Annotated in this window: 21 protein-coding genes; 15 read left to right on the top strand and 6 right to left on the bottom strand. The window is 72.5% G+C overall.

Annotated features, from left to right (window positions below):
* Positions 1-191: 191 nt before the first annotated feature.
* The 8 genes from ACWED2_RS07240 (at position 192) to ACWED2_RS07205 (ending at position 11,381) form a co-directional block, all read left to right on the top strand.
* Positions 192-989, top strand: a complete 798-nt coding sequence (locus tag ACWED2_RS07240) for a TIGR03084 family metal-binding protein (RefSeq protein ID WP_449689552.1) — start codon at positions 192-194, stop codon at positions 987-989.
* 252 nt (positions 990-1,241) lie between these two features.
* Positions 1,242-7,067 carry a type I polyketide synthase gene (locus tag ACWED2_RS07235; RefSeq protein ID WP_449689551.1) on the top strand — a complete coding sequence of 1,942 codons (5,826 nt, stop codon included), beginning with the start codon at positions 1,242-1,244 and terminating at the stop codon, positions 7,065-7,067.
* A gap of 2 nt (positions 7,068-7,069) precedes the next feature.
* Positions 7,070-7,519, top strand: coding sequence for an acyl-CoA thioesterase (locus ACWED2_RS07230; protein WP_449689550.1), 450 nt, complete (start codon positions 7,070-7,072; stop codon positions 7,517-7,519).
* A gap of 2 nt (positions 7,520-7,521) precedes the next feature.
* The gene (locus tag ACWED2_RS07225) at positions 7,522-8,085 is read left to right on the top strand and encodes a flavin reductase family protein (RefSeq protein ID WP_449689549.1); all 564 of its coding nucleotides are present in this window, start codon (positions 7,522-7,524) and stop codon (positions 8,083-8,085) included.
* A 13-nt stretch (positions 8,086-8,098) separates the two neighbouring features.
* Entirely contained in the window at positions 8,099-9,163 is a 1,065-nt protein-coding gene (locus tag ACWED2_RS07220) for an SDR family NAD(P)-dependent oxidoreductase (protein ID WP_449689548.1), read from the top strand.
* 118 nt (positions 9,164-9,281) lie between these two features.
* On the top strand, positions 9,282-9,467 hold the full coding sequence (locus ACWED2_RS07215; RefSeq protein ID WP_449689547.1) for a DUF6222 family protein: 186 nt from the start codon (positions 9,282-9,284) through the stop codon (positions 9,465-9,467).
* Positions 9,464-11,176, top strand: a complete 1,713-nt coding sequence (locus ACWED2_RS07210; protein WP_449689546.1) for an acyl-CoA carboxylase subunit beta — start codon at positions 9,464-9,466, stop codon at positions 11,174-11,176. The genes ACWED2_RS07215 and ACWED2_RS07210 overlap by 4 nt, the downstream gene beginning before the upstream one ends.
* 19 nt (positions 11,177-11,195) lie before the next feature.
* Positions 11,196-11,381 (top strand): acyl-CoA carboxylase epsilon subunit, encoded by a 186-nt coding sequence (locus ACWED2_RS07205; RefSeq protein ID WP_449689545.1) that lies wholly within the window; start codon positions 11,196-11,198, stop codon positions 11,379-11,381.
* 189 nt (positions 11,382-11,570) lie between these two features.
* Here the strand turns inward: ACWED2_RS07205 and ACWED2_RS07200 are convergent, their stop codons facing one another.
* The gene (locus ACWED2_RS07200) at positions 11,571-11,849 is read right to left on the bottom strand and encodes a hypothetical protein (RefSeq protein WP_449689544.1); all 279 of its coding nucleotides are present in this window, start codon (positions 11,847-11,849) and stop codon (positions 11,571-11,573) included.
* 200 nt (positions 11,850-12,049) lie between these two features.
* Here ACWED2_RS07200 and ACWED2_RS07195 point away from each other — a divergent pair, with 200 nt between their 5' ends.
* The 6 genes from ACWED2_RS07195 to ACWED2_RS07170 all read left to right on the top strand — a co-directional run bounded on the left by ACWED2_RS07195 (position 12,050) and on the right by ACWED2_RS07170 (position 15,776).
* On the top strand, positions 12,050-12,202 hold the full coding sequence (locus ACWED2_RS07195; protein ID WP_449689543.1) for a hypothetical protein: 153 nt from the start codon (positions 12,050-12,052) through the stop codon (positions 12,200-12,202).
* Positions 12,203-12,388: 186 nt separating this feature from the next.
* Entirely contained in the window at positions 12,389-12,694 is a 306-nt protein-coding gene (locus ACWED2_RS07190) for a DUF6235 family protein (RefSeq protein WP_449689542.1), read from the top strand.
* A 256-nt stretch (positions 12,695-12,950) separates the two neighbouring features.
* Positions 12,951-13,430 carry a DUF6423 family protein gene (locus ACWED2_RS07185; RefSeq protein WP_449689587.1) on the top strand — a complete coding sequence of 160 codons (480 nt, stop codon included), beginning with the start codon at positions 12,951-12,953 and terminating at the stop codon, positions 13,428-13,430.
* A gap of 40 nt (positions 13,431-13,470) precedes the next feature.
* Positions 13,471-14,799, top strand: coding sequence for an FAD-dependent oxidoreductase (locus tag ACWED2_RS07180; protein WP_449689541.1), 1,329 nt, complete (start codon positions 13,471-13,473; stop codon positions 14,797-14,799).
* Positions 14,792-15,253: a DUF6187 family protein gene (locus tag ACWED2_RS07175; RefSeq protein ID WP_449689540.1), complete on the top strand. Its 462-nt coding sequence runs from the start codon at positions 14,792-14,794 to the stop codon at positions 15,251-15,253. The genes ACWED2_RS07180 and ACWED2_RS07175 overlap by 8 nt, the downstream gene beginning before the upstream one ends.
* Entirely contained in the window at positions 15,225-15,776 is a 552-nt protein-coding gene (locus tag ACWED2_RS07170) for a carboxymuconolactone decarboxylase family protein (RefSeq protein ID WP_449689539.1), read from the top strand. The genes ACWED2_RS07175 and ACWED2_RS07170 overlap by 29 nt, the downstream gene beginning before the upstream one ends.
* 36 nt (positions 15,777-15,812) lie before the next feature.
* Here ACWED2_RS07170 and ACWED2_RS07165 read toward each other — a convergent pair whose 3' ends face one another.
* Entirely contained in the window at positions 15,813-16,232 is a 420-nt protein-coding gene (locus tag ACWED2_RS07165) for an SgcJ/EcaC family oxidoreductase (protein WP_449689538.1), read from the bottom strand.
* A 168-nt stretch (positions 16,233-16,400) separates the two neighbouring features.
* On the opposite strand from ACWED2_RS07165, the gene ACWED2_RS07160 reads away from it, so the two are divergent.
* Positions 16,401-17,582 (top strand): acyl-CoA dehydrogenase family protein, encoded by a 1,182-nt coding sequence (locus tag ACWED2_RS07160; RefSeq protein WP_449689537.1) that lies wholly within the window; start codon positions 16,401-16,403, stop codon positions 17,580-17,582.
* A gap of 198 nt (positions 17,583-17,780) precedes the next feature.
* Here ACWED2_RS07160 and ACWED2_RS07155 read toward each other — a convergent pair whose 3' ends face one another.
* The 4 genes from ACWED2_RS07155 to ACWED2_RS07140 all read right to left on the bottom strand — a co-directional run bounded on the left by ACWED2_RS07155 (position 17,781) and on the right by ACWED2_RS07140 (position 24,096).
* Positions 17,781-19,151: a condensation domain-containing protein gene (locus ACWED2_RS07155; protein ID WP_449689536.1), complete on the bottom strand. Its 1,371-nt coding sequence runs from the start codon at positions 19,149-19,151 to the stop codon at positions 17,781-17,783.
* Between the two features lie 32 nt (positions 19,152-19,183).
* Positions 19,184-20,968: an ABC transporter ATP-binding protein gene (locus tag ACWED2_RS07150; protein ID WP_449689535.1), complete on the bottom strand. Its 1,785-nt coding sequence runs from the start codon at positions 20,966-20,968 to the stop codon at positions 19,184-19,186.
* Entirely contained in the window at positions 20,965-22,872 is a 1,908-nt protein-coding gene (locus tag ACWED2_RS07145) for an ABC transporter ATP-binding protein (protein ID WP_449689534.1), read from the bottom strand. The genes ACWED2_RS07150 and ACWED2_RS07145 overlap by 4 nt, the downstream gene beginning before the upstream one ends.
* Before the next feature lie 231 nt (positions 22,873-23,103).
* The gene (locus ACWED2_RS07140; protein WP_449689533.1) at positions 23,104-24,096 is read right to left on the bottom strand and encodes a zinc-binding dehydrogenase; all 993 of its coding nucleotides are present in this window, start codon (positions 24,094-24,096) and stop codon (positions 23,104-23,106) included.
* Positions 24,097-24,302 lie beyond the last annotated feature (206 nt).

The raw sequence follows: 24,302 nt of genomic DNA, 5'->3' as shown, positions 1-24,302 counted from the left end.
CGCAGCACCGGGACACGACGAATCTCCGGTCCGTACGCCGCCCCGGCCGGTCTGCCGGACGGCGGTCGCCGCGACGGTGGCCTCCTTTGGCCCGCCACCGCGGCGGTCGCCGTCCCACCATCTTCCGGGGGTCCGGGTGGCGGAGCCCCGAAAGTCACGAGAAGACGACGCACCGGTGAAAGGACAGACAGGTGACTGACACCACGGGCGTGATCGCCGACCTGACCGCCGAGGCCGCCGAGGTGGACGCGCTCGTCGCCGGGCTGCCCGAAGCGGGCTGGGACACCCCGACCCCGGCGCCGGGCTGGGCGGTCAAGCACCAGATCGCGCACCTCGCGTTCATCTTCCGGATCGCCGGCCTCGCCGCCGCGCAGCCGGAAGCCTTCGTCCAGCTGACCCGTGTCACGGCCGAGATCGGCTTCGAGAACGCGGTCGAAGGCGCGCTGCAGGAGTTCATCCACGACCCGGCCGAGGTGCTGCTGACCCGCTGGCGCGCCGAGCGCGACGCGGGCATCAAGGCGTTGGCGGCCGTGCCCGGCGACCGGCTGGTGCCGTGGCTGGTGAACCCGCTGCCGCCGTACGTGCTGGCCTGTGCCGGGATGATGGAGCTGTTCGGCCACGGCCAGGACGTCGCCGACGCGCTCGGCGTCCGCCTCGTGCGCACCGACCGGATCAGGCACCTGGCCGGTTTCGCGGTGCGGGTCCGGGACTTCGGCTACGAGGCGCGGAACCTGACGCCGCCGGCGGAGGAGTTCCGCTACGAGCTCACCGCGCCTTCGGGTGAGCTCTGGACGTACGGGCCCGCCGACGCGACCCAGCGGATCAGCGGCAGCGCCGAGGACTTCTGCCTGCTCGTCACCCGGCGGCGGCACCGGTACGACCTCGACGTCCGGGCGACGGGCACGCTGGCGGACCAGTGGCTCGACATCGCCCAGGCCTATCGCGGGCCGGCCGGCCAAGGCCGCCGCCCCGGGCAGTTCGACACCTGAAGAGTCCACAGTAGACGGTGAAAATCGTTGTCCCAGCGTGCTGATGTGCCGGCCGGGGGCAGGGAGAAAGAAGACGGTCCGCGCCGCCCGGGAGATGCTGGACCCAGGCGGCCCGGCGGGCCGGGCGAACCGGGCGGCGCCGCCGCCCGAGGACGACAGACCGGCGGCGGGACCCCGTCCCGCGCCGGAGGACAGCGGGGACCTGATGGTTCCGGTGATACGGGGCTCGAGAGCCAGTGGGAGTGCGGTGGCATGAGCGTAGAGCGGATTTCGATCGTCGGTATCGGTCTCCGGTACCCCGACGCGAGTTCTCCGGAGGAGCTCTGGGAAAACGTGCTGGCCGGGCGCCGGGCGTTCCGCAGGCTGCCGGACGAGCGGATGAACCGGGCGGACTACTACTCGCCCGACCCGAAGGCGCCGGACCGCTTCTACGCGCAGAAGGCGGCCGTGCTGCGGGACTACGAGTTCGACCGGGTCGCGCACAAGGTCGCCGGCAGCACGTTCCGGGCGACCGACACGACGCACTGGCTCGCCCTCGACGTCGCCGCCGCGGCCCTCGCGGACGCCGGCTTCGGTGAGGGCGATGGTGCCCCGCGGCAGAGCACCGGTGTCGTCATCGGCAACAGCCTCACCGGCGAGTTCTCCCGCGCGAACATCATGCGGCTGCGCTGGCCGTACGTGCGCCGCACGGTCGCGGCCGCGCTGTCCTCCCGCGGCTGGGAGGACGAGGAGACCGCGAGCTTCCTGCGGGAACTGGAGATCCAGTACAAGGAGCCGTTCCCCGAGATCAACGAGGACACCCTCGCCGGCGGCCTGGCGAACACCATCGCCGGCCGCGTCTGCAACCACTTCGACTTCGCCGGCGGCGGGTACACCGTCGACGGCGCCTGCTCGTCCTCGCTGCTGTCCGTGGTGACCGCGGCCAACGCGCTCGTCCAGGGCGACCTCGACCTCGCCATCGCCGGCGGTGTCGACCTCTCGATCGACCCGTTCGAGGTGATCGGCTTCGCGAAGACCGGCGCGCTGGCCAAGCGCGAGATGAAGGTCTACGACGCCGACTCCAACGGCTTCTGGCCCGGCGAGGGCTCGGGCATGCTCGTCCTGATGCGCGAGAGCGACGCGCTGGAGCAGGGCAAGCGGATCTACGCGTCGATCGGCGGCTGGGGCGTCTCCTCCGACGGCAAGGGCGGCATCACCCGGCCCGAGGCCGCCGGGCACCGGCTGGCCCTGAAGCGCGCCTACGACCGCGCGGGCTACGGCGTCGAGACCGTCTCCTACTTCGAGGGCCACGGCACCGGCACCGCGCTGGGCGACGCCACCGAGATCGAGGCGCTGTCCACCGCCCGCCGCGACGCCGACCCGCTGGCCAAGCAGGCCGCGCTGTCGACCATCAAGGGCAACATCGGGCACACCAAGGCCGCGGCCGGGGTGGCCGGCCTGATCAAGGCGACGCTGGCGGTGTACCACCAGGTCATCCCGCCCGCCACCGGCCACTACGAGCCGCACGAGTCGCTGACCGGCACGTCGGCGCGGATGTACGTCCCGCGCGACGCGTCGCTCTGGCCCGAGGACCAGCCGGTCCGCGCCGGCGTCTCGGCGATGGGCTTCGGCGGCATCAACTCCCACGTCACGGTCACCGAGGCACCGACCGCGGCCCGCCGCCGCGAACTCGACGAGCGGGCCCGCACGCTGACGGCCGGCCGGCAGGACGCCGAACTGCTGCTGTTCGACGCCGACGACGTCGCGACCCTGCGCGGGAACATCGCCGCGACGCTGGAGGTCGTGCCGAAGCTTTCGTTCGCCGAGCTGACCGACCTCGCGGGAACCTTGGCGAAGGACCTGCCGGGCAAGCCGGTGCGCGCCGCGGTCGTCGCGGCCAACCCGGAGCACGCCGAGCGCAAGCTGACGAAGCTGCTCGAACAGCTCGAGTCGGGCGACTCGGTCTTCGACGCCGCCGACGGCATCTTCGCGAGTGGCCGCGGCACCGCGCCGAAGATCGGCTACCTGTTCCCCGGCCAGGGGTCCGGGCGCGGTGGCGACAGCGCCCTGCGCCGCCGGTTCCCCGTGGCCGACGAGATCTTCCGGGCCGCCGGGCTGCCGGTCGCCGGCGACCAGGTCGCCACCGAGGTGGCCCAGCCCCGGATCGTCACCGGCTCGCTGGCCGCGCTGCGGGTGCTGCACGCCTGCGGCATCGAGGCGTCGACCGCCACCGGCCACAGCCTCGGTGAGCTGACCGCCCTGCACTGGGGCGGCGCGCTCGACGAGCGCGGGCTGCTCGAGCTGGCCAAGGTCCGCGGCAAGGTGATGGCGTCGACGACCGGCGACGGCACCGGCGCGATGGCGGGTATCGCCGCTTCGCCGGGCCGGGTGGAAGAGCTCGGCCTGGGCGACGACGTCGTCATCGCCGGGTACAACGCCCCCGAGCAGACCGTGATCTCCGGGCCGGCCGGGTCGATCGACCGGATCGTCTCCCGGGCCAAGGCCCAGGGGGTCGGCGCGACCCGCATCAAGGTCTCGCACGCCTTCCACTCGCCGGCCGTCGAGCCGGCGGCGAACGCCATGACCGAGCGGCTGGGCGAGTTCACCTTCGCCCGGCTGGAGCGCCCGGTCGTCTCGACGGTCAGCGGCGACGTGCTGCACACCGCCGAGAACCTGCCCGAGCTGCTGCGCGACCAGATCGTGCTCCCGGTCCGCTTCCGCGAGGCCGCCGCCAAGGTGGCCGAGCGCAGCGACCTGGTGATCGAGGTCGGCCCCGGCCGGGTGCTCACCGGGCTCTTCGAAGAGATCGCACCGGAGACGCCGGTGCTGGCGCTCGACTCGGACAACGCGTCGCTGCAGGCCCTGCTGCGGGTCGTCGGCGCGGCGTTCGCGCTCGGCGCGCCGGTCTCGGTGGACGCGCTGTTCGAGGGCCGCGTCGTGCGCGCCCTGCCCGCCGACGGTGAGTACAACTTCCTCGCCAGCCCGTGCGAGGCGGCGCCGTCGATCGACAGCGAGCTGGCCGCCGAGCTCGCCGCGGAGAAGGCCCAGGCCGCCGAGGCCGACGCCGCCGCGGGCGAGTCCGACTCCGGGTCGACCCTGGACCTGCTGCGCAAGCTCGCCGCCGAGCGCGTCGAGCTGCCCCTGGAGGCGGTCACCGCCGACACCCACCCGCTCGACGACCTGCACCTGTCGTCGATCACGGTCGGGCAGCTGGTCAACGACGTCACCCGGGCGCTGGGCCGGCCCGCGCTGGAGGGCATGCCGAACTTCGCGACGGTGTGCCTCGGTGAGCTCGCCGAGATGATCGACGAGCTGGCGCAGACGGCGAAGCCGACCGACAGCCAGGCCGGCGAGGCCTCGGGCGTCGGGCCGTGGGTCCGGCCGTTCGCGGTCGAATACGTGCCCGCGCCGCGCCCCACCGCGGACCTCACCCCGGGTGCGGGCAACGCCGAGTGGCAGGTCTTCGCCACGGCCCGGCACCCGCTGGCCGAACCGCTGCGGGCGGCGCTGGCCAAGTCCGGTGCCGGTGACGGTGTGCTGCTGTGCCTGCCGGCGGACTGCGACTCCAGCCACGTCGGCCTGTTCCTCGACGCCGGCCGCGCCGTCATGGCCGCCCCCAACGGCACGCGGTTCGTGGTCGTGCACCACGGCTACGGCGCGGCCGGCCTGGCCAGGACCCTGCGGCTCGAGGACCCGTCGGCGAAGACGACGATCATCGACTTCGCCGACCCGACACCGTCCGATGTGGACGCCATCGCCGAAGCCGTGCGCACGGTGGTGGCCGAGGTCGCCGCGACCACGGACTTCACCGAAGCCCGCTACGGCGCCGATGGCGGGCGCACGGTGCCGCGGCTGTCCGCGCTGCCGGCGCCCAAGGCCGGGCCGATCCGCGACTCGCTGGACACTTCCGACGTCCTGCTCGTCACCGGTGGCGGCAAGGGCATCACGGCCGAAAGCGCGCTGGCGCTGGCCAAGGACTCCGGGGCGCGGCTGGCCCTGCTCGGCCGGTCGGACCCCGAGTCCGACACCGAGCTGGCGGAGAACCTCGACCGCATGGAGGCGGCGGGCATCCGCTACCGCTACGAACGCGCCGACGTCACCAGCGCCCCGCAGATCGCCGAGGCGGTCGCCCGGGTCGAGGCCGACCTCGGCCCGGTCACGGCGATCCTCCACGGCGCGGGCCGCAACGAGCCGGCCGCCCTCTTCTCCCTCACCGAGGACAGCTTCCGCAAGACCCTCGCGCCGAAGATCGGCGGGCTGAACGCGGTGCTCGCCGCGGTCGACCAGGACCGGATCAAGCTCCTGGTCACCTTCGGCAGCATCATCGGCCGGGCCGGCCTGCGCGGTGAAGCGCACTACGCCACGGCGAACGACTGGATGACCGAGCTGACCCTGCGCTTCGGCCAGGAGCACCCGAAGGCGCGGGCGATCGCGCTGGAGTGGTCGGTCTGGTCGGGCACCGGCATGGGCGAGAAGCTCGGCGTGGTCAGCGCCCTGATGCGCGACGGCATCACGCCGATCCCGACCGAGGAGGGCATCACCATCCTGCGCCAGGTGCTGGCCGACCCGGCCGCGCCGCCGGTGCTGGTGGTCTGCGGCCGCACGTCGGGCCTGGCCACGCTGCCGATCCAGAAGCGGGAGCTGCCGCTGAGCCGGTTCGTCGACCGCGCGGTCGTGCACTACCCGGGCGTCGAGCTGATCACCGAGGCCGACCTCTCCGACGGTGCCGACCCGTACCTGACCGACCACCTGCTCGACGGGCAGCTGCTGTTCCCGGCGGTGCTCGGCATGGAGGCCATGACGCAGGCCGCGGCGGCGACGCTGGACCGCACCGGCACGCCGGTGCTCTCCGACGTCGAGTTCCTCCGGCCGATTATCGTCTCGCCCGGCGGGTCGACCACGGTCCGGCTGGCCACGCTGGCCCGCGACGCGGACACCGTCGACGTCGTGATCCGCAGTGACGAGACCGGCTTCAGCGCCGACCACTTCAAGGCCCGGCTGAGCTTCGCCCGGCCGGCGGAGATCGGCGAGCGCGTGCCGCGCGACGTCGCGCTGCCGCCGGTGCCGGTGGAGCCGATCAGCGAGCTGTACGGCTCGGTCCTGTTCCAGGGCAAGCGGTTCCAGCGGGTCCTCGGCTACCGCCGGGCGAGCGCCCGGCACGCCGTCGCCGAGATCTCGACGAACGCCAACCACTACTGGTTCGCGCCGTTCCTCCCGCAGGAGCGGCTGCTGGCCGACCCCGGCACCCGGGACGCGATGATGCACGCGATCCAGTGCTGCGTCCCCGACGCGACGCTGCTGCCGCAGGGCATCGAGAAGCTGTACCTGGCCGAGCCGGGCAAGCAGCACGACGAGTACGTCCTGCTGGACGCGAAGGAGCGTTTCCAGGACGGCGACAGCTACGTCTACGACCTCGACGTGCGCAACCCGGACGGGACGCTGGTCGAGCGCTGGGAAGGCCTGAAGCTGCGCGCGGTCCGCAAGCGCGACGGCGCCGGGCCGTGGGTCCCCTCGATGCTGGGGTCCTATGTGGAGCGTGCCTGTGAGCGGCTGCTCGGCGGGACGCGGTCGGTCGTGCTCGAGCCGGACCCGGCCGGGCGCCCGGCGGAGGGCATCGCCGAGCGGAGGGCGCAGACCGCGCTCGCCGCGGGACGTGCGCTCGACAAGCCGGTCGAGGTGCGCTACCGCCCGGACGGCAAGCCGGAGTGCGACGACGTCCAGGTCACCGCGTCGCACACCTCGGAGCTGACCCTCGTGGTCGCCGGCGCCGACCAGGTCGCCTGCGACATCGAGACGGCGATCGAACGCACCGAGGAGGACTGGGCCGGCCTGCTCGGCGAAGAGCTCCTCGCCCTCGGCCGGCTGCTGGCCGCCGACACCGGGGAACCGATCAGCGTGGCCAACACCCGGGTGTGGAGCGCGCTGGAGTGCGTGCGCAAGACCGGCTCGATGACCCAGGCGCTGACCGTGCGCCAGGTCGACGCCGACGGGTGGGCGCTGCTGGCCTCCGGCAACACCCGGATCGCCACCTGGTCGACCACCGTCAACGACCGGACCGCCCCGATCGTCTTCGCCGTGCTCCACGCAGAGGGGAACTGAAGATGTCCGACTACTACGAGATCCGCCACACGGTCGGCTTCGAAGAGACCAACCTGGTGGGCAACGTCTACTACGTGAACTACGTGCGCTGGCAGGGCCGGTGCCGCGAGATGTTCCTCAAGGAAAAGGCGCCGGCGGTGCTGGAAGAGGTCCGGCACGACCTCAAGCTGTTCACCCTCAAGGTGGAGTGCGAGTTCTTCGCCGAGATCACCGCGTTCGACGAGCTGTCCATCCGGCTGCGGCTGGAGGAGCTCACCTCGACGCAGATCCAGTTCGCCTTCGACTACGTCCACCTGCGTGCGGAGGGCGAAGTGCTGGTGGCCAGGGGACGGCAGCGCATCGCCTGCATGCGCGGGCCCAACACGGCCACCGTGCCGTCGCGGGTCCCCGAGCAGCTGCGCGAAGCCCTGGCGCCCTATGCGACGGCCGCGGTCAACGGCAAGGGAGTCTGACTGTGGGCTACGAATCGGAGCCTCACGTGCTGAAGCGGCTGCCGAAGTCGCCCGCCCGTCGCGGCCTCTCGGCCCAGCCGGGCCTGCGGCAGGTGCTGGCGCAGTTCGCCACCGGGGTCACGGTGCTGACGGCGGGCGGGGAGGACGCGCACGGCATGACCGCCAACGCGTTCTCGTCGGTTTCGCTGGAGCCGCCGATGGTGCTGTGCTGCGTGTCGAAGGCGGCCCGGATGCACGCGGCGATCGTCACGGCCGGCTCGTTCGGGGTGAACATCCTGGCGGCGGATCAGCAGGAGACGTCGAAGTACTTCGCCGACTGGCGCCGGCCCGACGGGATGGCCCAGTTCGAGGCCGTCGGCTACACGCCGGGCGCCAAGACCGGGGCCCCGCTGCTGGACGGGGCGCTGGCCTGGCTGGAGTGCGAGCTGACGCAGGTGCTGGAGGGCGGTGACCACTCGATCTTCCTGGGCCGGGTGCTCGCCACCAGCCGCGGCACCGGCGAGCACGCGCTGGTCTTCTACGGCGGGGCCTACCACCACGTGGACGGGAAGGCACGCGCGGCCTGAGGGAGGGAACGACATGCTGATCGCGGTCACCGGCGGCACCGGCTTCCTCGGTGCGCACACGGTCGCGGCGCTGCTGCGGCGGGGGCACCGGGTCCGGCTGCTCGCCCGCGACCCTGGCGGCGTGCCCCGCGCGCTGGCGCCGCTCGGCGCCGACCCGTCCACTGTGGACGTCGAGGTCGGCGACGTGACGGACCCCGCGGCGGCGGCCAGGCTGGTCGCCGGGGCGGACGCGCTGCTGCACGCGGCCGGCGTCTACACCTTCGACAGCAGGCGGCGCGGCGAGCTGTGGCGGGTGAACGCCCGCGGCACCGAGGTCGTCCTCGGTGCCGCGCGGCGGGCGGGCACCGGGCGGATCGTGCACGTGTCGACGGTCGGTGCGCTGTACCCGACGGACGCGCCGTCGATCGGGGCGGCGAGCCCGGTCGGCGAGCCGCGGGAGCCCTACCTGGCGTCGAAGGCCGAAGCCGAGCGGATCGCGCGGCGGCACCGGGCCGAGGGCGCGCCGGTCACCGTCACCTACCCGCCGGCGCTGCTCGGCCCGCACGACCCGCACCTGGGCGACCAGAACGCGCGGTTGCGGGACCTGCTGCGCGGGCTCATGCCGATCTGGCCGGGCCGCGGGCTGCCGCTCGGCGACGTCCGCGACTCGGCGCAGGCGCACGCGGAGCTGTTCGCCGGCCCGGTGCGGCCCGCGTGCTTCGGGCCGGGGCACCACCTGGCCACCCGCGCCTACCTGGCGACGGTCCGGGCCGCGACCGGGCGGCCCGTGCCGGCGGTGTTCCTGCCGCCGCGGGCGATGTTCCCGGTCGGCCGGGCCGCCGACCTGCTGCAGCGCGTCTGGCCGTGGCACGTCCCGGCGCAGTACGGCGCGCTCTACGTCTGCGCCACCGCCGTTCCGGTCGCCGCGGACGCCCCCACCGGCGGCGTCCCGGCGCGCCCGGCCGTCGACACGGTGCGCGACACGGTGGCCTGGTTGCACGCGACCGGGCGCCTCACCGACCGGCAGGCCGGCGCGGCCGCCCTGCCCACGGTGGTCCCGATCCGGCCGAACGCGGACCGGGCCCCACACGGCACGTAGCCGTTGCCACGAAGCCGTCCGGCCGTGCTGCGGCCGGGTCGGCAACCACCTGCACGGTGTCCGTTCCGGACACCGGTCCCGGCCCAGCCGGGACCGTCCAGACCGAGGAGGTCCTGCCATGACCGCCAGCGAGGGCGTCGAGCCCACCCGGCCCGGCTCCCAACCGGCCCTTGTCCCGCCGGTGATCGCACCGGAGAGCTCGCCGGTCCGGCCGATGCCCCGGCTGGGCCGGGGCGTCGTCTGGTCCGACATCGTCGCCGAGATCGAGCACGACCACCGGGTGCGGGCGAGGGATGCCGCGTGAGCGGAGGTCACGAGTCCCGTGCCCAGCGCGTGGACATCGCGGCGGTGGTGCCGGTCCCCGAGGGGTTGCGGCCGGGCCGCCGTCGGCTCACCCGGCCCGCGGACCCCGGTGACGCCCAGGTCATCCCGCTGGACCGGACGGCCGCACCGGCGCCGTCGGACGCGGGCATGCCGCTGCTGCTGCGCCGGCACGAGGAACTGCGCGCCCACATCGTGGACGGCAAGCTCGAGGCGGTCCGGCGGCAGCACTCCCTGGGCAAGCTGACCGCGCGCGAGCGGATCGCGCTGCTGCTCGACGACGACTCGTTCATCGAGCTCGAGCCCTACCGCAGGCACCAGTCGAGCGGTCCCGGCCTGACCGGCAACCGGCCGCACACCGACGGGGTGATCGCCGGGTCCGGGACCATCGACGGGCGCCGCGTGTTCGTCTACGCCCAGGACTTCACGGTCTTCGGCGGATCGCTGGGCGAGGCGCACGCGAGCAAGATCCACAAGGTGCTCGACCTCGCGGTGGCCAACGGCGCGCCGGTGATCGGGCTCAACGACAGCGGCGGGGCCCGCATCCAGGAGGGCGTGCTCGCGCTGCACGGGTACGGCGGCATCTTCCGGCGCCAGGTCGAGGCCTCGGGGGTCGTTCCGCAGATCAGCGTCATCCTGGGACCGTGCGCCGGCGGCGCCGCCTATTCCCCGGCGCTGGCCGACTTCACCTTCATGGTGCGCGACACCTCGCGGATGTACCTGACCGGTCCGGACGTCGTGGAGGCCGTGAGCGGCCAGCGGGTGACCCACGAGGAGCTCGGCGGCGCCGACGTGCACGGCTCCTGTTCCGGCGTCGCGACGGTCGTCCACGACGACGAGGAGTCCTGCCTGGCGGACGTCCGCTACCTGGTTTCCCTGCTGCCGTCGAACTACCTCGAACTGCCGCCGCCCGTCGCGCCGACCGGCGCCGGCGACGACTACCGGCCGCGGCTCGCCGAGATCGTGCCGGTCGAGCCGAACCACCCCTACGACATGCGCGAGGTGATCGCCGAGATCGTCGACGACGGCGAGTTCTTCGAACTCCACGAGGGCTGGGCCCGCAACGTGCTCTGCGTGCTCGCCCGCATCGACGGCCGGGTCGTCGGGCTGGTCGGCAACCAGCCCGCGGTGTTCGCCGGCGTGCTCGACGGACCGGCGTCGCAGAAGGCGGCGCGGTTCGTGCGGTTCTGCGACGCGTTCGGCATCCCGCTGGTCAGCCTGGTCGACGTGCCGGGGTTCCTGCCCGGCGCCGACCAGGAGCGCAGCGGCATCATCCGGCAGGGCGCGCAGCTGCTGCACGCCTACTGCGAAGCGACGGTCCCGCGGATCCAGGTCATCCTGCGCAAGGCCTACGGCGGGGCGTACATCGTGATGGATTCGCGCTCGATCGGCACCGACCTGTCCCTCGCGTGGCCGACCAACCAGATCGCGGTGATGGGCGCCGAAGGCGCGGTGAACGTGCTGCACCGCCGGGCCCTCGCCGCCGCGGCGGACCCGGCCGCCCTGCGGGCCGAACTCGTCGCGGAGTACACCGAGGAGTACCTGAACCCGCAGTACGCCGCCGAACGCGGTCTCGTCGACGACATCATCGAACCGGCGGAGACGCGCTCCGCCCTCGCCCGCGGGCTGGCGATGCTCCAGGACAAGCGCAAGCCCGGGCCCGCGCGCAAGCACGGGAACCAGCCGATCTGAGAGGGCCGGTGTGTCTGCCATGGAGAGTCTGCGGATCACGCGCGGCCTGCCGTCCGCGTTCGAGATCGCGGCGCTGGTGGCCGTCCTCGCGCGGTGCGGGAGCCCGGCGACGGCCGGCCCGCCGGCCCGCCGGGCCTGGGCGGGACCCGGCCGGGATCCCCGCGCCCGGCCGGGGGCCTGGCGGCTCTCCGGCCTGCCCACCTGACCCGGACGGCCGCCGGTCCACGGCGGTTCCCGGAGGCGGTTGCGACACCTGAGTGTTCGGGAGCTGCTTTGTGCCCGGACGGAATCGAGAGCGTGCCCCCGGTTGCTGTCGCGGGGGCTTGACCGGCGTGGCCGGGCGTCGACCGCCGAGCGGGCGGCCTGTTTCCGGCCGCCTGCCCGGCGGATGTCGTCATGCGGCTTCGTCCGCCGGTTCGCCCGCGCCGTGGATCCGGCGCAGGCGGTCCGCGATCTCCCGTTCGCGCGCCGGTGCGAAGGTGCTGTGCCCGGCGTGCACGGCGACGTAGCGGACGCTGCCGTCGGTGAAGATCTCCACGTCGGTGCGCGACCCGGCGTCGAAGGGGCCGCCGCAGGCTCCGCAGGTGCGTTGCCGGGCGGCCGCGCCCGCCGGGTCTCGCGGGGACGCGCCGCGCTCCTCGTCGATCCGGGACGGGGTGTGTGGATCGGTCATCGGATACCTCCGGAATTCGGGTGGCGGGGCCGGGTTCGCGGTCCCGCGCGGGATTCCCGTTCTCCCTAGTGCACCGCTCGTCCCGGCCCGCGGGCCACTCGTGCGCTGCGCACCCGGCGGGCGTGAGCGGTTCCCATCCGATCCTCGACCCCGGGAGCGGACCGTGGACGTGGTCGAGGTACGAAACGGAGGAAAACGCCATGGCAGCAACACTGTTGCCGGTCGGCGGCGGCCTGGTGGACGCCGCGCCGCCCGAAGCGACCGACCGTCCGCGCGCGGACTCGCCGCGGGAGCTGCCCGCTCAGGCCGAGCGGGAGTACCTGCGTGAGCACATCGTGCTCGGGTACAACTGACCGGGCCGTGGCCGGGCGGGTACCGCGGCCGGGGCACCCGCCCGGCCCGACCGGCGCACGCACAGAGATGACGTGGTCACCGCGTGACCGCAATACTGGGAGCTCACCGGGGCCGGAGTGGCCGGCGGGGCGAGGCTCGCCGTGCGTGCCCGGGCGCCCGGCGGACGTTCGGTTGGGAGGCCGGCGATGGCGATGCGCCTCCAGCTCACCGCAGGGGTGGAGCTGCTCGAGGACTGGGCCGAGTCGGCGACGCAGGCGGAGCGGAATGTCGTCTACGCGGCGTTGTTCGCCGTGGGTGACGGTTCCGCTTTTCTGATTTACGACATTTTCGGTGATCCACACGATCCCGGTAATTTCATGATCATGGTGAAACCCGGTCTCATTGTCAAAGTGATGGTTCAGCGGGCGGAATCCGCATTCGAAATTCGTTATGTCGGCAGCCTTCAGGACGAAGCCGATGCTCCGGCCCGGCCGGGCTCGACGAGCCCGTAATGACTCGCAGCGACGGTCCGATGGGCCGAACGGGTTAAACCCTCGGCCAGGTGGATCACTCCGCGTCGAAAGTGCAATACGCATGGCCGTTCGGGTATTCATCGCCTTGACAATGTCTCTCGCGGTGTGAAAACCTCTGGGTGTTCGCACTTGCGGTCGTTATTTTTGGGGTGAATAACGAGGAGGCCTCCTTATGTCGTCGCCCGAATTGCCAGGACTCGATGTCTCCAGCCGGGTCCGCGCCAGGGACATCCAGATGACCGGGGTGGCCGATGTCGGCCGCCGGGTGCTCATGATCACCGGCGCGATCGACACCACCGATCACGACGTTTCGGTGAGCGTCAGTTTGCCGGAGCCGGGGCGCTGGCAGGTCATCAAGGCCGAGACCAACCTGACCGACCAGACGTGGGTCGCCATGCAGGCCGTGATGGACGAGGACTCGGTGTTCCTCGACGACGCCGTCCTGATGTCGCCCCAGTTCTCGAAGAGCTTCATGACGCCCGACCAGCGGCGGCTGACCTTCTACGACGGTGAAGTCCGGCCGGGGGAGTCCGTTCTCAAGACGTACTCGATGGAGACCGGCGGCCGCAAGCCGACCTACTTCTACTCGCGCTACAGCCCGATCGCCACCGACAGTGCCGAACAGTCCCAGCAGACGCTCGACGAACTGGTCAGCAACGGGATGCAGCAACGCCCGGTGGTCGAGCTGATCGTCCCGATCACGGTGATCGACTGAACCGGCGCTCCGGCCCGGAATCCGAGCGGTGGGGGAAGCCGTGATCAAATTCGTCCCGGAACCGCACCTGCTGGACTCGCCGCGCGGCCGGCCCTGGCCGAAGCTGCCCGCCCCGGTCGCGGCGGATCGCGGCGCCGCACCCGGCGGCAGCGCGGACGTCGTCGTGGTCGGGGCCGGTCCGGCCGGGCTCGCGGTGGCGTCGGCGCTCTGGCACCACGGCGTCCGCGACGTCGTGGTGGTCGACCGCGACGGCCGGCCGTGCGGCCGGTTCTTCGACCGGATCGACCGGCTGGGGCAGCGGGTGCTGCGCTCGCCCTACGAGCACCACCCCGGCGTCGAGGGCTACCGGGACTGCGAGCTGGTCGACTTCGCCCGCCTGCACTGGGCGCGGCTCACCCCGGTCGAGCGCCGCGAAATCCGGATGTCGCAGGCCGGCCACCGGTCCGTCGTGCCGGTGGACGTCTTCGAGGCGTACTGCGCGCACCTGGCGGCGGTCCACCACGTCACCGAGAAGACGTGGCGCGCCTCGGTTCGCGAGGTGCGGCCCACCGCGGACGCCGTCACGGTGCGCACCGACGGCTTCACCGTCACGGCCCGCCACGTGGTGCTCTGCCTCGGCGAGGAACGCCGGCCGGCCCCCGAGCGGTGGTGGGGCGGCGGCCCGCCGCCCCCCGGGGTCTCGTACTGGGACGAGCCCGTGCCGGCGGGCGCGCGGCAGATCGTCGTGGGCGCCGGCCTGACCGCCGCGCACCTGATCGCCGGCGCGCTCGAGGCCGGGCGAGAAGTGCACTGGGTACTCCGCGACCCCGGCGAGCGCTACCAGTGCGCCGACGTCAACTCGACGTTCTTCCGCCCGGAGGGGCGCAAGCGGTTCGACAGCGTCGGCTGGTCCGACCGGCTGGACCTGATGAACCGGTTCCGCCGGGCCTCGATCATGTTCGAGTTCCGGCCGTTGCTCGAGCGCGCCGAAGCCGACGGCCGGCTGGTCGTGCACCGCGGCGAGACCGTGGAGCGGGTCTCGGCCGGTCTGGGCGGGACGGTGACGCTCCGCCTCGCGGGTGGCCTCGGCGTCACCGGCGACCACGCCGTCTTGGCGCTGGGCACCACCCCGTCGATCGGCGACGGGCTGCTGCCCGCCGAACTGGTCGGGGCCCGCGACGGGTGGCCGGCGCTGGACGAGCGGACCCTCGTCTTCGAGCGTGCTCCCCGCGTTTCCGCGGTCGGCGCCGCCACGGCGATGGTGCTCGGCCCGGCCGCCCGCAACATCGACGGGCACCGGGTGGCGACGACCCGGGCGGCCGCGGCCATCGCGGCCGCCGTCCGGGAAGAACGCCCGATCCGGCCGCGCCGGGAGGCGGTCGGTGTCTGAGCCCGTGGACAGCCGGTTCGCGTTGCCCGACGTCGACGCGCCCGCCGACGTGGAGATCGGCGTCATCCTGCTCGGCCTGGACGCCGACCGCCTCCTCGGCGGGCTGGGCCTGGCCCGGATCGCCGACGATCCGGCGCTGGTCACGCAGCTGGTCGACCAGGCGCGTCACGGCGCGGGCGGCTTCGACCTGGCGGGCCTGGTCGCGCTCGGCCGGGAACACTGGCGGTCGCTGCGTTCCGCGCTCGGCGAGGCCGGGGGCACCCCGGCCTCGCTCAGGCAGGAGTGGGCCAAGGCCGCCGGGCGCGTCGCCGCCGCCGTGCCCGGCTCGGGTCCCGCCTCGATCGCCTACCTGACCGCGTGCGCGCTGCGCCGGGCCGACGTCGACGCCTGCGCGGACGCACCCCCGGACGGAAAGGAACCCTTCGATGTCCTACCTGAAGTCCCTGCCGGCTGAAACGACGCTGCTGCAGGTGTTCCAGGCTTACCCCGGCCCGGCGCGGCACCTGCTGGCCTTCCACGAACTGGTGCTGCGCGAGGAGTCGCCGTTCACGCCGGGGGAGCGGGAGCTGATCGCGGCCTACGTGTCCGGCCTCAACAGCTGCGACTACTGCCACGGCATCCACACCGTCACCGCCGAGGCGTTCGGCGTGCCGGCGGGCACGCTGGCGGCGGCGCTGGCCGACCTCGGCTCCGCCCCGGTGGACGCCCGGCTCAAGCCGGTGCTCGCCTACGTGGGCAAGCTGACCCTGACGCCGGCGAAGATGAGCGACGAGGACGCCGAAGCGGTCTTCGCCGCCGGCTGGGACGAGCGGGCGCTCCACGACGCCGTGCTGGTCTGCGCCCTGTTCAACTTCATGAACCGGATGGTGGAAGGCCTCGGCATCCGCGCCGACCAGGCGTACGCGACGACGTCGGGAGAGCGGCTGAAAGACGCCGGGTACGCGGGCCTGGCGCAGTTGCTCGACGCCGGAGCCTGACCGGAAGGGGCCCCGGCGGGGCCCCTTCCGCACGCGTCAGGCTTCGAGCGGGGTGTTCTGGTAGGCGGCGAGCAGCCATTCTCCGTCCTCTTTGGACAGAACCCAGATCGCCCGGACGGCGCGAGCCGGGCTCACCTCGGTCTCGCCCGGGGCGAGCACCCCGCCGATCGTGGTGACGACCGCGGCCTCCTTGCCGAGGAACTTGACGTTGACGGGATCGCCGTGGACGCGCGTGCCCCGGTACGGGCCGGCGTACCCGGCGGCCATGAAGCCCTTGATGTCTTCGCGGCCCTTGACGAACACGCCGCCGGGCAACGCCATCGTGCCGTCCTCGGTGAAGACCTTCGAGAAGGCCTCCGCGTCGTTTTCCGCCCATGCCGCGACGATGCGCTGCGGAACCGCCGCGACTGCGGCCTGCTCGGCGGCCAGGGTGGTCGTGCCGTTGCTGCTGGACATACCGGTGTTCCCTCTCCTCGGGTGGGCGCGAGTCCTTCGAAGGTAGGCCGCGCGGCGGGGCGGCGGCTTCTCGTCGATTGTGGATTTCGAGAGGACGCGAGGGGCGGGCCGCCGCTGGGAACCTGGCTGGGTACCGGCATCGCGATGTCCCATCCCGAGGAGGATTCGATGGCCGCCAACGACGTACCGGACCGGACCGAGCTGGCCGCACGAGCGACCAAACTGGTGCCGCTGCTGCAGAAGAACGCGGGCTGGGCGGAAGAGCACCGGCGGCTCCCCGAAGAGACGATCGACGCGCTCGCCGACGCCGGCCTGCTGAAGCTGCGCATGCCGGCCCGCTACGGCGGCTACGAGTCCGACACGGCGACCGTGGTGGACGTGCTCTCCGAACTCGCCCGCGGCGACGCCTCGACGTCGTGGACCGCCGCTGTGTGGGCGATCAGCTCCTGGGTCGTCGGGCTGTTCCCGGACGAGGTGCAGGACGAGGTCTTCGCCTCCCCGGACGTGCGGGTGAGCGGCATCCTGAGCCCGACCGCGATGGCGGTCCCGGCCGCCGGCGGCGTCGTGCTCAACGGGAAGTGGACCTTCAACACCGGCGTTTGGCACAGCCAGTGGAACACCAACGCCGCCGTGCGCCCGAAGCCGGACGACGGGTTCGAACCCGTCATGGTGGTGGTGCCGGTCTCCGACCTGCAGATCGTCGACGACTGGCACACCACCGGCATCCGTGGCTCCGGCAGCGTCTCGACCGTGGCGCAGGACCTGTTCGTCCCGGAGGCCCGCGTGCTGCCGATGGGGCCGGTCCTGAACCAGGTCTACGCGTCGAAGGCGAACGCCGGCGCGCTGCTGTACAAGTCGCCCTTCCTCCCCATGGCCTGCGCGACGGCCGGCGCTCCCGTGCTCGGTCTCGTGAAGGCCGCGAGCGAGGCGTTCTTCCAGCGCTTGCCGGGCCGGAAGATCTGCTACACCGACTACGAAGACCAGAGCGCGGCCCCGCTGACCCACCTGCAGGTCGCCGACGCGACCGTGCAGGCCGACGAGGCGGAGTTCCACGCCTACCGGACCGCGGACCGCATCGACCGCAAGGCGAGGAGCGGCGAGGCGTGGACGATCCGCGAGCGCGCCCTCAGCCGCCTCGACCTCGGCGCCCTGGTCCAGCGGGCGAAGGGCGCGATCGACGTCCTCAAGACCGCCAGCGGTGGTTCGTCGATCTACGACGGGGTGGCCATCCAGCGGATCCACCGCGACATCGAGGTGCTCAGCCTGCACGCGATCATGCACCCCAACACGAACATGGAGCTCTTCGGCCGCGTCGAGTGCGGTCTCGAACCCAACACCCACTACCTCTGATCCGGCGGTGCCCGGCGCGCGGGCCGCACCGTCCGAAAAGGACGTTCGCGGGCGGTGCCACGTCGAGGGTGAGACCCGAGAGCCTCCGGTCGGTGTGACCACACCGACCGGAGGCTCTTTTCACGGCAAGCCGAGCGCCGGCCGCGGTCCGGGTGGTCCGGACCGCGGCCGGCGCGGCAGGCTCGCGGGGGTGAGCGATCAGAGCATCTTCCACTGCCGGTACGGGTTCTCCGCCGCGTTCGCCAGGATGCGCCGGTAGCTCGCCGCCCAGCCGGCCACCGTGCTTTCGCCGACGTCTTCCAGGTTGTACTGGATGCTGCCGGTCAGCTCGCCGGTGCGCAGCAGGTGCAGGGCCCAGGCCACGCCGTGCGGGATCCACGGGCCGACCGGTGTCGGCGCGGTGCGCTTGCGGATTTCGGTGGACCCCTCTCCGATCTGGAGGTCCGCTTCGTCGAAGGGGAGCTCGAAGAACCCGATGATGCAGTTGGTCTTCAGGTTCTCGTCGTTCGGCTCCATCACGTGCGGAGCTTCCCATTCGATGTGCTGGATCGGGATCTCGTGGGCGTAGGCCTCGGCCCAGCTGTCCTGCGTCCGCTTGACGACGTCGAGGAAGCTCCCGGCGGGGCCGATGTCGGTCCGGAACACCAGGAAGTTCATCACCGGCCCGACCGTGTCGTCGAACCGGGAGTCGGTGCGGCCGGTGGTGAGCGTGTCGATCGCCTGGTCCGTCGTGCCGGCGATCTCGTGCGCCAGCACGTTGAACGCGGCGAGCAGGACGACCGGGGCGGTGGCCCCCGCCGCTTCGGCGATCTCGGCGACGCCCGCCATGACGCCCGCGTCGACCGTGAAGTTGTGCGTCGTGCACGGCGTGTCGTGCGTGTCCGGGACCGGGTAGTCGGCCGGCACGGCGAAGATCTGGGCCCCGTGCATCTTCTGCCGCCAGTAGCCGCGCGCGGTGTCCCCGGCGGCCGAATTCGCCGCCGCCTGCTGCCACGCCGAGAACTCCCGGTACTGGCGCGCCTCGGGCAGGACCGGCTCCCGGCCCTCCTTCCGCGCCGCGTAGCAGACGGAGAGATCGCGGATGATCACCTGCATCGACCACTCGTCGACGGCCGTGTGGTGCACGGTCAGGGCGAGCACGGAGTCGGTTTCGTCGAACCTGGCCAGGATCGCGCGGACCACCGGCATCTCCCGCGGGTGCACCGCACGCTGCTCCGCCTCGGCCAGCAGCTCTTCGGCTCGCAGGTCCCGCCGCCGCCCGGCGGGCACCGGCAGGTCGCGGACCTCCAGCGGCACCGGGGCCGCCGCATCGACCCGCTGGTAGGGCGGCTCGACCTCGCGGACCACTGTGGTGCGAAGGATTTCGTGGCGCACCACCAGGTCGTCGAGCGCGGCCTGCAGCGCCGGGACGTCCACGCGTCCGGTGATCCGCAGCGCGCTCGCGAGGATGAACCCGGAGCCGAAGAACCCTGCCTGGTCACCCTTGTCCCCGGAGTACCACAGTTCCTGCGGGGAGGAGAGCGGGTAGCCGGGCCGCGTCGTTGCCGTCCGGTCAGCCATTTCTGTCATCGGTTCTGCTCCTCAGGGAGGCGAGGGGGAGCCTACTTGTAGGCCCGGGCTTGCAAATCGAACAGTTCCGCGTAGATCCCGCCCGCGCGCATCAGCGCGTCGTGGTCGCCGCGTTCGGCGATGTGGCCGTCCTGCACCACGAGGATCAGGTCCGCCATCCGCACCGTGGAGAACCGGTGCGAGACGAACAGGGTGATGGCACCCGTCGACTCGGCGACCTGCTTCGCCCGCGCGCCGTACTGCTCGAACAGGCGGTGCTCGGCCTCCGCGTCCAGCGCCGACGTCGGTTCGTCGAGGACCAGCAGCAACGGGGTGTCCCGCATCAGCGCCCGGCCCAGCGCGAGTTTCTGCCACTGCCCGCCGGACAGCTCGGTGCCCTCGCCGTAGCTGGTGCCGAGTTCGGTGTCGAGGCCCCGCGGCAGCTGGTCGACGACGTCGGTCGCCTGCGCCCGGGACAGGGCGGTCCGGATCGCGTCCTCGTCGTCGAGGCGGGGCAGGTCGCCGACGCCGACCGTCTGGCCGGCGGTGAACTCGTAGCGGACGAAGTCCTGGAAACCGGCCGCGATGCGCTCCCGCCACGCGGCCATGGGGATGCGGTCGAGCTCGGCGCCGTCGACCAGGATCCGGCCGCCGCTCGGGCGGTACAGGCCGCACAGCAGCTTGACGAGCGTCGTCTTGCCCGCCCCGTTCTCCCCGACGATCGCCACGGTCGACCCGGCCGGGAGGGACAGCGACAGGCCCTGCAGCACCCGGGCGTCGCTGCCGGGGTAGGTGAAGTCGACGTCCTCGAGCTCGATCCCGCCGGTCAGCCGCGCCGGCGGCACGAGATCCGGTGCGGCCGGCACGCCCTCGCGGACGATCTCGCCCATCGTGTCCAGGCGCTGGAGGGCGTTGGCCATCCGCTGGAGATCGGCGAGCAGCACGACCGCCGTCGCGACCTGCTGGTTGACCTGGGTGGCCAGGCTGATCACGAGGACGACGTCGCCGACGCTGTGCTGCCCGGCGATGGCCTCCCGGACGACGAGGATGACGGCGCCGACGTAGGCCAGGCCGAACACGACCTGCCCCGCGGCCCGCACCAGCGCGGCGCGGGTGTTCGCCCGCCACAGGTGCCGGCTCGTCCGGTCCCACAGCGTGGCGTGGCGGCGGCGAAGCTGGTCGCTGAGGCGGAACACCCGCACCTCGCCGGCGAACCGCGCCGACGACGAAAGCCGGAACAGGTTCCGCGCGATCCGGGTCGGCTCCGCCGTGGCCGAGCGCGAGCGGTCGGTGATGCGCTCGGCCCACCGGCCCGTGAACAGCGGCGGCACGGCCGCGATCGGCAACAGCAGCAGGACCGGGTTGAGCCCGGCGAGCAGCACGGCCGTGAACGTGACCGCCAGGGCCAGGCCGAACATGCTGAACAGCGACTGCAGGGCATTGGGGAACCGCCGGGACTCCGGGTCCAGGACGGTCACCATGTCGGCGTAGTCCGGCCGCTCGTGGTGCTCGATCCCCACCGATCCGTTCGACACCCCCATGAGCCGCTCGACGAACGCCTGCTCGGCGAGCTCGGCCAGCTCGTGCTCCGCGACCGACGCGAAGTTGCTGCAGGACAGCGTCATGATCGCGAAGATGGCGGCGAGGCCGCCGTAGGTGGCGGCCTCCAGCGACCGGCCGTGCACCACCGCGTCGGTCAGCTTGCCGAGGGAGAAGGCCAGCAGCGGGCCGGCCGCGGTGGCGCTCATCGCCAGCGCGATGGCGGTCAGCGTCTTGCGCTTGCTGACGCCCCAAGAGATCGCGAGCACCCGCAGGATGCCCGGCATCATGCCCTTCATCGCGGCATCCCCGCCATTTCGTCGTCCTGCTCGTCCCGGTCGGTGAAGCGTTCCGCCTGCAGGCGGAACAGCTGTGCGTAACGCCCGTTCGCGGCCATCAGCTCGTCGTGGCTGCCCTGCTCGGTCACCTGGCCCTGCTGCAGCACCACGATCCGGTCGGCCTGCCGGACGGTGGAGAAGCGGTGCGAAATGAGCAAGGTGGTGGCGCCTTCGGTCAGCCGGCCGAACTCGCGGAAGAACTGCGCCTCGGCGCGGACGTCGAGGCTCGCGGTCGGCTCGTCCAGCACGAGGACCGACGAGCCGTGCCGCAGCGCGAACAACGCCCGGGCCAAGGCCACGCGCTGCCACTGGCCGCCGGAGAGGTCCGCGCCTCCTTCGAGGTGCCGCGCGAGGGGGGTGTCCAGCCCGCGGGGCAGGCCGTCGAGGGTTTCGGCGAGGCCGACGGCCTCGATCGCCGCCCGGATGCCTTCGGCGTCGTGCAGGTGTTCCGCGGCGCCGAACCCGACGTTGTCGGCGGCGGACACCTCGTAGCGGGCGAAGTCCTGGAAGATCACCCCGAGCCTGGCCCGCCACGCCTCCACCGAGTACTTCCGGATGTCGACGCCGTCCAGGTAGATCGCGCCTTCGGTCGGTTCGTACAGCCGGGCGAGCAGCTTCACGAGCGTCGTCTTGCCCGCCCCGTTGACCCCGACCAGCGCCGTCGACTTCCCGATCTCGATCGTCAGGTCGAGGCCGTCGAACACCTTGCCGCGGTCGCCGGGGTAGGCGAAGCCGACGTTGTCGAAGTGGATGATCCCGACCGGTTCCGGCACGTCGGTCTCGCCCGCCTCGGGCCGGTCCGCGGGCTCGTCCTTGGTCGCCGGGCTCTCGTCGAGCCGGGTGAGGAAGCGCAGAACGGAGTAGTAGGCGTGCATCCCGACCGCCGTCGGCAGGTCGGATTCCGGGAACCGCTGGCCCAGCGAAAGCGCGCCGAGAGCGGCGGTGATCACCATGACGTAGGTGGTCAGGGTGAGCGACGTGCCGGGCTCGGCCGCGGCGTTGCCCAGCAGCGCCAGGACCCCGCCGCTCACGGCGAGACCCCAGACGGTGTACCAGACGAACGGCCACAGGTAGATCCGGCGGCGGGCCGCCCAGACCGGCTTGAGCCACTCCTGGTAGCAGTCGCGCCAGTAGCCCCGGAGGAAGTCGATCAGGCCGAAGACCCGGATCTCCTTCGCCGCGGTGGCTTCGAGGGTCAGCCGGCGCAGGTAGTCGTTCTTGAGCTCTTCCGGGTCGAGGTCGAACCGGACCTGGGCGTACTTGCGCAGCCCGCCGCGCACGCCGTAGCGGAACATCGAGACGGCGAGCACGAGCCCCGCCGCGGCGAACCACGAGAACCCGGCGCCGACCACGGCGGTGTACCCGACCAGCTGGCCGTAGCGGGCGAGCAGCGTGAGCTGCCCCGCGCAGGCCTGCCCAGGGCTCTGGACCCACTGCTCCAGCTCACGCGCCGCCACCCGGAGGTCGGAGACGACGTCGGGATCCTCCATCGGGCCGATGCTCGAGGTGCCGGTCGAGGCCGCCATCACCTCGTCGATCACCCGGCCGTCGACCCGGCGGGCGACCAGCTCGCTCACCGATTCCCGGATCGGGGCCACGACCTGCTGGGCGATGAAGGCGCCCGCAGCCACCGCGAAAGTGCCCAGGAGCGCGTCCCACGCGGGGGAGCCGAGGCCGCCTTCGACCGCCGCGGGAGTCCGGCCGACCATCAGCGCGGAGGCGACGACGAACACCACCGGGAGCGCGCCGAGCAACAGGTTGACGAAGGTGGCGAGCGCGATCAGCGGGCCACCCGCCTTGCGGGTCAGCCGGACGATCTCCCAGCGCTGCCGGAGCAGCTGGGCCGCCGTGCTGTTCGAGGTCATGGGTCCCTCCAGCCGGGAACGGTGACGGCGCGGACGACGGCCTGCTCGCCGATATCGCCGTCGTGGCCGCGAATACGAAAAAGCAATCCTATCTTCGACGGAAATCTGTTGGCCATTTCTGGGCCGAACTCCGCATTTTCGGAGATGGCCGCGGAGTCGGCGCGGAAAGGGCGGGGTGCCCGATCCGCCGCGCCGGCATCGGCGGAATCGGCCGAGCGCCGGGCGAGCGGGTCAAAACCGCAGGATGACCTTGCCGACGAATTCCCCGCGCAGCTGGCCCACCGCGGCGGCGATGCCGTTCTCCAGCCCGTCCACCACGGTCTCCGCGACGACCAGCCGTCCGTCACGCACCCAGCCGGAGAACTCCTCCTCGAACTTCGGCAGCAGATCCGGGTGGTCGAAGGTGTAGAAGGCCTGGATGCCCAGGCGCTTGCCCACCAGCTTCAGCATGTTCCGCGGCCCGGTCGGCACCCCGGAGCGCACCTGCGCGGTCTGGCCGCACATGACGATCCGGCCGCGCGGGCGCATCACGTCGATGGCGGCTTCCAGCAGCGACCCGCCGACGCTGTCGAAGTAGAGGTCCAGCCGGTCGTCCAGGCCCAGCCGGAGCAGCTCGGGCAGGCAGCCGTCGTGGTAGTCGAAAGCCGCGTCGTAGCCGAGTGTTTCCGTGACGTACCGGACCTTCTCCGGCGAGCCGACGGACCCGATCACCCGCCCCGCGCCGCGCAACCGGGCGATCTGCCCGGCGATGCTGCCGACTCCGCCGGCGGCGCTCGCCACGAGCACGGTGTCGCCCGGCCGGACGCCCGCGACCTCGATCCCGATGTAGGCGACCAGGGCGAAGCTCAGGTGGTGCGACAGCGACGGGTAGGCGTCCGGGTCGATGCGGCGGAACTGCGAGCCGTCCTCGACCGCGTAGTCGCGCCAGCCGAACCGGTGCCACACCACGTCACCGGGCGCCAGGTCCGGGTCGCGGGATTCGACCACTTCGCCGACCGCGTCGCTCCACATCGCCGCGCCGGTTTCGAAGAAGGGGATGTCGAACTGGCTAAGGTCGCTCATCCGGAGCAGGCCGCCCGGGTCGATCGACATGAACAGGTTGCGCACCACCACCTGCCCGGCGCCGGGCGCGGGCACCGGCACCTCGACCAGGGCGACGTCGTCCGGCGCCGGTATCCGCTGGGCCGGGCGGGACACCAGGCGCATTTCACGGCCGGTTCTCATCTCGGTTCTCCAACTCGTCGGAAGGGCCGCTTGGGGGGCCGAACGCCTCCCGGAACCTCGGCGATCGACGAGCCACCATCCTAGAACCGGTTTCCGCCACCCGGCTCTCCGAACTTGCCGGAGAAGACGCATTCCATGAGTAGTTGGCGGCACTTTTCGCCGGAAGACTGCGAAGGCACCGCGAACTGTTGCGCGGGCGGACAAGG

Source organism: Amycolatopsis sp. NPDC005003 (genome assembly GCF_053600695.1).
This window is presented reverse-complemented; position numbering and strand designations above follow the sequence as displayed.